Source organism: Nocardia jinanensis (assembly GCF_014645735.1).
GTDB lineage: Bacteria > Actinomycetota > Actinomycetes > Mycobacteriales > Mycobacteriaceae > Nocardia > Nocardia jinanensis.
Window position 1 is genome coordinate 125,946 of sequence record NZ_BMMH01000015.1, and the last position, 7,196, is coordinate 133,141.

Annotated in this window: 6 protein-coding genes; 4 read left to right on the plus strand and 2 right to left on the minus strand. The window is 68.6% G+C overall.

All coding sequences use genetic code 11. The features are described 5' to 3' along the window. Positions 1 to 46: 46 nt before the first annotated feature. Positions 47 to 1,654, plus strand: a complete 1,608-nt coding sequence (locus IEY68_RS27575; protein WP_058852988.1) for a DUF2207 family protein — start codon at positions 47 to 49, stop codon at positions 1,652 to 1,654. A gap of 56 nt (positions 1,655 to 1,710) precedes the next feature. Here the strand turns inward: IEY68_RS27575 and IEY68_RS27580 are convergent, their stop codons facing one another. After that, complete coding sequence (locus tag IEY68_RS27580) at positions 1,711 to 2,988, minus strand: ROK family protein (RefSeq protein ID WP_082681071.1); 1,278 nt, start codon at positions 2,986 to 2,988, stop codon at positions 1,711 to 1,713. A 670-nt stretch (positions 2,989 to 3,658) separates the two neighbouring features. On the opposite strand from IEY68_RS27580, the gene IEY68_RS27585 reads away from it, so the two are divergent. From IEY68_RS27585 to IEY68_RS27595, 3 genes are all read left to right on the plus strand, one after another. Beyond that, a complete protein-coding gene (locus IEY68_RS27585) occupies positions 3,659 to 4,033 on the plus strand; it encodes a hypothetical protein (protein ID WP_058852986.1) in 375 nt (124 codons plus the stop codon). A 104-nt stretch (positions 4,034 to 4,137) separates the two neighbouring features. After that, positions 4,138 to 5,754, plus strand: a complete 1,617-nt coding sequence (locus tag IEY68_RS27590; protein ID WP_063916294.1) for a hypothetical protein — start codon at positions 4,138 to 4,140, stop codon at positions 5,752 to 5,754. Then, the gene (locus IEY68_RS27595; RefSeq protein ID WP_058852985.1) at positions 5,754 to 6,470 is read left to right on the plus strand and encodes an ESX secretion-associated protein EspG; all 717 of its coding nucleotides are present in this window, start codon (positions 5,754 to 5,756) and stop codon (positions 6,468 to 6,470) included. The genes IEY68_RS27590 and IEY68_RS27595 overlap by 1 nt, the downstream gene beginning before the upstream one ends. Positions 6,471 to 6,493: 23 nt before the next feature. On the opposite strand, the gene IEY68_RS27600 is transcribed toward IEY68_RS27595, so the two are convergent. Then, on the minus strand, positions 6,494 to 7,066 hold the full coding sequence (locus tag IEY68_RS27600; protein WP_058852984.1) for an HhH-GPD-type base excision DNA repair protein: 573 nt from the start codon (positions 7,064 to 7,066) through the stop codon (positions 6,494 to 6,496). Between the last annotated feature and the right edge of the window lie 130 nt (positions 7,067 to 7,196).

The window sequence follows — 7,196 nt, forward strand, 5'->3', positions numbered from 1 at the left end:
CAACAGCCGCTGACGCAGGATAGCAAGCTGTCTAAGGTAACGAGTCATGCTCACATTTCGGGGGGGCGCACTCGCGCTGCTGCTCGCACTGACCGGACTTCTCGCCGCTTTCGGGCCGAGCACGCCGACAGCGCGGGCCCAGGAGCCGGCCGGTTCGATCCTGTACCTGGATATGACGCTGAACCGCGAGGGCGTGCTGGAAGTGACCGAGCGCGTGACGGTTCCGCCCGGTGAGCGATTCACCATGACGCTCCCGCTGCGGGTGCAGATCAGCGAGGATTCCGAACGCCGGTTCGCGGTCACCGATATCGAGACCAGCGGACCGGGCAGCGCGACGATCGCCGACGATCTGTTCACCGTCGACGCGGGCCCCGGAGAGACGACCATCGAGTATTCGGTGCGCAATACGGTGAGTGATGCCGAGGGCAGCCAGGTCTTCCGCTGGTTCGGGGTGCTCAACGTCGATCTCGCCGAAATCCACGCCTCGCTGATCAGCCCCAGTTTCGAGATGGGCATCGTGGAATGTCTGCTCGGCCCGATCGGTGCTACCCGGCCCTGCGCACAGGTGCGGATCGAACCGGACGGCGTCATGTACCTGGACCAGACGAATCTGCGCAAAGGCGAATCCGTCGATCTGACCCTGCAGATCCCGCCCGGCACCGTACCGCCGAACGCCGATATCACCGGTCCCGGCGATTCACCCTTCGCGGTGACCGGACCGGTGCTCGTCGCCTTCGGCCTGCTGCTGGCCGCGCTCGCCGCCCTGGCCGCCTACATCTTCTGGGTGCGGCGGCAGTCGGTCCCCGCCGACCCGATGGAACCGCTGGTGCGCAGCGGCGGGCGGACCCAGTTCAGCTCACCGGCCGGTATCCTGCCGGGCGAGGCCGGCGTACTGCTGGACGGCCACGCCGATCCGACCGATATCGCTGCCACGGTGGTGGATCTGGCGGTCCGCAATTATCTGTGGATCGCGCGGACCGGTGAGACACAGTGGCGGATGGTCCGGGTGAATCCGGCCGACGACCAGCTGCGTGCCTATGAACGGACTGTCTACGACGCACTGCTGCCACCCGGCACCGACGAGGTCACGATGGCCGAACTCGGCGTTCCGGGCCGGCTGCCGGCCGAATCGCTGCGGCGGGCCATGGTCGCCGACGCCGTCGAACGCGGCGCCTTCATCGATCCGGTCCGTCGCCGGATCCCGCTGTGGCTGGGCGGCGGACTGGTCGTACTGGGCGCGGTGGTGACCGTCCTCGCCGCGCTACTGGGCGGCCACGCCCTGGTGGGTGTGGCGATCGCGCTGGCCGGTGGCGGATTGCTCACCGCCCAGCGGTTCCTGCCGGTACGCACCGCTTTCGGCCGGACGCTGACCGCGCAGGTCCGCGGTTTGCAGAAGGGTCTGGAGCAGGTGACCAGCCGGCAGATCCCACCCGGTGATCGCGAACTCGTGTTCTCCCGCGGACTGTCCTACATGGTGGTCTGGAGCCGAGCCGACAACTGGGTCCGCACCTTCCGCGATATCGACCCGTCCGCGGACGACGACCCCGGGCTGTACTGGTTCGGTGGTTTCGACGGCGACCGGGACCTACACCGCTTCGCCGTGCACTTCCCGTATTTCATCACCGCGATCGAATCGCTGTTCCCCGCGAAATAACGTGAAAACCCCGTGCGGCGGTTGCCGCACGGGGCACGTCCGGGGCCGTCAGCGCCTCATGCCGTGACCCGCCGCAGCGCGGCGAGCGGGTCGGCGTACAGCGCGCTCAGCGAGGTGACGACAGCAGCGAACTCCTGCACCTTCGAGGCGTACCCGGTGACCCGGATATCCGTGGGCGGGAGCACCGTGGATTCGTTGAAGGCGCGCGCCACATGCGCGAGGCCGGGGCGGTAGGTCGTGAACGCCTGACCACCGAGCACCACCCGGTCGGGGTTGAGCATATCCCGCACCAGGGCCACCGTCCGGCCGAGCACCGTCGCCCGTTCGGCCAGCAATTCGCGGGCCGGTTCGGAGCCGCGCGCCGCCGCCCGGTAGAGATCGGCGATGGTCGAGCTGGCTTTCCCGTTGTGCGCGGGGATGATTCCCCGGCCGACGGCGCGCGCGTGGAGTCCACGGTCACCGACGGTCGCCTCCAAGCAACCGCGCCGGCCGCACGAGCATTCGACATCGGAGCCCGTGGGCAGATGCGCGATGGAACCCGGTCCGTTGCTCGGGGTGTGCACCCGGCCGTCCAGGGTCACCGAGATACCGGCGGTCTCACGGACGTAGAAGTAGAGACTGCTGCCGTGTGCGGCCCGGCCGTGGTCCTCCGCCGTCTCCTGGCTCACGCCGGGCAGTAGCAGTTCCGACGCGGCCATCGCCTCGACGTGCGGGGCGACCGTCACCGGCAGGCCGAGTACCTCGCTGAACACCGCACCCACCGGAGCGGTCTGCCAGCCCAGTTTCGGATGGTCGACGACACCGGTACCGGGATCGACCCGGCCGCCGATGGCGACCCCCACCCATAGCGGATTGCGTCGATACCAGCGCTGCAGGAAGGATTTCGCGCTGTGCGCGACGGTCTTGACCGCGAACTCCTGCCCCGTCTGCGGGGTGGCGATGGTCAGACCGCCGAGGATCCGGCCACGCAGATCCGAGACCACGATCCGGGTGGAGGCCGCGCCGATGTGGACCCCGAGGGTTCCGAACGTATCGTGATCGACCTCGAACGGCACCCGGGGCCGACCGACCGCGCCGGAGGCGGTCAGATCGGCACGCTCACGAAGTAGACCGGCGGTGAGCAGCGATGACACCTGCCGGTTGACGGTGGCGATACTCAGCCCGGTGGCGCGTGCGGTCTTGTCCCGGAACACCGGGCCGGTGGTGGCGGCCCTGAGCACGGCGGCGGCTGGGTTATCCGATAACCGCAGATCAGGGGCTACGACCGGACGGGGAACTCGGGTACGAACTGTGGAAGCTTGCGACGCGGTGCGTTCAGCGGTGCGGACAGCCATATGAATTTCCTCGATGAATATCTCCCGCGGAACGGGATATGCCTACAACTGAAACGAGGCGGTTGGGAGATCCAAATCGCTCAACCGCAGTAGCGGTGGCAACACAACTCACGGGTGAGGGGCAGTCGCAGACCCAGAGCGGCGGTCACGTAGGGGACCTTCCGCGAGTCGGCGCTGCTGGTAGACATAACAAATAAATTAACATCTCCCCGGTCGCAACACCAAGGTTTCCGGGATCTTCGTATCCTGAGTTCGGCCGTTTCCCCTGCTCCGCCCCTATATTTCGGTGATCCACCGTCCGCCTCCCGGCGCTGCACGGTCATTCTCGGACGCCCCTGGGTGTGGTATCGGCCTCGTACCTACTCCGCAGTGAATTCGGAACGGAGCCGAATTGAATTCTCCGCGATGACGCGGGAAATACCGGCGCGGCGACACCGGAGTATTTCCCGTGAACTCCCGGAGAATATTTCCCGTCGTTTTCGGGGGGCCATTCTCCGCGCGAGGACGGAGAATATTCGCGTCCGACTTTCCGGCCGGCACGCCGAGCTCCACTCGCCCACCCTCCGGATCCCCACGCGGCCCGGCCATCGCAGCGCGAAGAACCTGGTCCGCGCCTTTTTCCGCTGCTATGCTCCGAGCACACGGTGGGGAGACCGAAGGGGGAAAAAGGATGCCTGTACCAGATCTGGGGCAATCGGCAGCTGTTCGCCTGTACGAGGCGGCGCGGTCCGGAGAGTTCCATATGTCCGAGGAAGCGGCCCGTGGCCTCGCCGATTCCTGCGATCGGCTCGCGGAGCGGATGCGGCAGGCACGGGAGGGAGCCGCGCCACTCACCGCGGTCCGCGGCTTTCCGGATCTGCCCTCGGGCCATGCACTGACCCGGGGATTCGCGGCGAAAGGGCAGGAGTATCTGGACGCCCTCAGCGCCTTCGAGCAGACCGCGCTGCGGCACAAGGCCGCATATCTGGCAGCCGCTTCACTCTTCCTCGAAGCCGATGCCGCCAATAGCGCGGCCCTCGCCCGGACGGTGGCGGATACCGCATGACATGCGGCAGTATATCGAATTATGCAGGGGTGCAGAAGAATTGAAACCATGCGGTCCGACGCGCCTGACCGGCGCGCCGGATCGAACGATCGAGGGGGCCGATAGTGGCGCAGCAGGGGCAGCCGAGCACGACAGGGGCGGGCACGGATCCCGCCTATGTGCCCGACCGTGAAATATTCGACGCGTACACCCATCAGCAGATCTGGAACCTGGCACATGAGGTCCTGGCGCCGGCGGAACTGAGCCGGCTCGCCGATACCTGGGGTCATACCGCGACCACGGTGGAAACCGCGTTCGACGAATTCGCGCGCGACCTCACCCGGTTCTCCGGCGGCTGGTCGGGACAATCGGCGACCGCCGCGGCGCAGGCGGCGGCCGCGTTCGTCCGGGCCGGTGACGATGCCGTCGGGGTCTGCCGCATCGTGGAACAATTGCTCTCCGCGGATTCCGCCGCCGCCGAATCGGTTCGCGCGGCCATACCACCGCCGCCGGGCCCCTACCTGCCCGATCCCGACCCTGCTGTCGAAGCCGCCGCCGGTGCGCAGCGGCGCACCACGTACAACACGGCCGCGGCGGCGCTGACGGCCGACGCCCAGGACACGATGACCTTCGGCTACAACCCGACTATCCCGGCCAGCGGCGACAGCGTTCCGCGCTTCACCATCCCGGTGGGCGGAGAACGCCCAGCGGGCGCGCCCTCCGCGGGATCGACATCGCCGGATCCCTCCGCTCCGTCCGCGACGAACCCACTCACGGACTCCGACCCACTCCGTACCCCGGTCGGCCGGGGTACCGAAGCACCGCCACCCGCGGGCCCGTCGGCCGGCCCGGTCGACGGAGCACGCGGAGCGGAGGACGGCCCGGACGGGCGGCGCACCGATCAGAGTCCCGGCACATTCGGTGCCGTGCCGGGCGAGGAACACACCGGCCCCCCGGCCGATAAACCACGACCGGACTCCGATCTATCGGCACAGCCCACAACGCCCGAACCTGTTTCCGAAGCGGCAGGCGCCCCCGGGACGAACGGTACCGCCCCCGCCACGGCCACCACTGCTCCCGCGGCAGGGGCCGCCGTGGAACCGCCTGCCGCGGATAGCGCGGCCGTCACCGAGCCGTCGCGAGCACAGCCCGCCACTCCGGCCGCGACGATCGCGGGTCCGGACCCACATACGGTCGCCGCCCGGGCGGCGGTACCGCACCAGCGGCCGCCGGGTGGAGAGGTTCCGGTGGGAACTATCGGCACAGACGCCACCAGCCGACACTCATCCTCGGCCGCCCCCGTCGGCGGCAACCGCGGCCCGATCATCTCGTCCGCGCCCGCGACGACCCAGTCGCCCCTCTCCGCGACAGGTTCCGATCCCGGCCCCTCCCAGCGACCCGGCCATCCCGAGCAGGTCACGCGGTCGGTGCTCCCCCGCGCGACCACCGAAGCGGCCCGCGAATCATTCGGAGCCGCGAGCACCGCACCGGACACAGCGGCGGCAAGTGAAAGATCCGAGCATCCCGGGGCCCGCACCGCGCGGCCGGCCGGCCTACCGCTACCCACCGTCGCGAGACCGTTACCGCCGCGCGCGCCCGATCCCGAACGCACCGGTCCGGACTATCTGCGCGCGCCGAACGAGGACCTGACCACCACCCCACCGGCCACCCCTCCGGTTTTCGGTGAGTACACCGAAGCCGAGAAACCGGACCGACCCGAGCCGGGTGGCGGGAGCCGCTGATGGAATGGGTGTTCACGCCGGACGAGTTCGGTCATATCTGGCAGACCGAGACCGGACTCGACCGGCGTCCCCATCCGATCGACCTCGCCCCGCGCGGTACCGCCTCCACCGAGAGCGCGCGGGCCGCCCTGGAACTGGACCGCCGGTTTCCGCCCAACGGCGATGCCGATCTCACCGGTACGCTGCGCTTTCTCGCTCGCACCGACGTCACTCGGGTGACCGTATTCGGCGACGAGTTCGACGGCGAACACCGCCGCCCCGACCCGATCCTGGCGCTCGCTGTCGCATTCGGTAGCTGGGGCGCGGTTATCCGCGCGCACTCCGGGCAGGTGAGCGTGACAGCCTGCCACGCGCGGAATATCGGAAAATATCTCGCGACCGCGCTGGGGCCGGTCGGGCCCGGAGCCCTCCCCGCTATGCGGGAACCACGCGAAGCCGTACTGTGCCCGGATCCGGGCCCGGGAGACTCGGCCCGAGCGGCCGCCCGGGCCGAACGGTTGCGCGCAGTCCTGCACCGGCCCATCGACGCGCGCGGTTTCTTCACGGTCACCGTCACCCCGGACGATCCGATGTCGCCGCCGCCGGCACATCGCACCTGGCTGGATTTCACCGGCGACGGCCGCTATCTACTGAGCGCGGGTAGCCATCTGTCGCTCACCCCGGTCGGCGAATCAGATCTGGCCGCCGAGCTCATCCGAATGGCCCGGATCCACTGATACCGGACGCACCGGGGAGCGGGTCATTTCTGCTTGGCGGCTGCCTTCATCTGTTTCTTGAACGCCCGCACCTCGAGCAGGGTCTCCCCGTCGACGATATCGGCGGCCGATCGCCGCGACCCCGATTCGGCGTAATCCCCCGCCGCCGCTTCCCATCCCGCCGGCCGCACGCCCAGTTGTTTACCGAGCAGCGCGAGGAATATCCGTGCCTTCTGGTCGCCGTATCCGGGCAGGGCCTTCAATCGCTGTAGAACCTCGTTGCCGTCCGGATCTCCGGCAGTCCAGATCGCGGCCACGTCCCCGTCGTAGTTCTCGATCACAAAGCGAGCCAGATCCTGGATCCGGCGGGCCATGGACCGGCCGTAGCGGTGGATGGCGGGCGGGGTGGCGGCCATCTCCTCGAACTCGGCCTGATCCGCCGCGGCGATCGCGTGAATATCCAGCCCACCCATCCGGTCAGCGAGCTTCTTGGGACCTCGGAAGGCGTGCTCGAGCGGGTACTGCTGGTCCAGGAGCATCCCGATCAGCAGCGCCAGCGAACTCTCCGACAGCAGTTCGTCGGCCTCGGGTTCCTGCGCCAGACACAACTTGGCCATGCCGTGCTCCTCACTCTGGACTACCAGCGATGATCCCACGAGCGGCGAGCCGTTCTCCGCTAGGTGTATTGCCCTGTGAGGTTGGGGACGCGGCTGGCTGGTGGGTGTCCACCGAGTGCAGTGTGGCCGC

What these genes read in the sequence shown, in the direction of transcription:
- IEY68_RS27580 (WP_082681071.1), bottom strand. Translation starts at nt 2,988, where the DNA reads ATGGCTGTCCGCACCGCTGAACGCACCGCGTCGCAAGCTTCCACAGTT.
- IEY68_RS27600 (WP_058852984.1), bottom strand. Translation starts at nt 7,066, where the DNA reads ATGGCCAAGTTGTGTCTGGCGCAGGAACCCGAGGCCGACGAACTGCTG.
- IEY68_RS27575 (WP_058852988.1), top strand. Translation starts at nt 47, where the DNA reads ATGCTCACATTTCGGGGGGGCGCACTCGCGCTGCTGCTCGCACTGACC.
- IEY68_RS27585 (WP_058852986.1), top strand. Translation starts at nt 3,659, where the DNA reads ATGCCTGTACCAGATCTGGGGCAATCGGCAGCTGTTCGCCTGTACGAG.
- IEY68_RS27595 (WP_058852985.1), top strand. Translation starts at nt 5,754, where the DNA reads ATGGAATGGGTGTTCACGCCGGACGAGTTCGGTCATATCTGGCAGACC.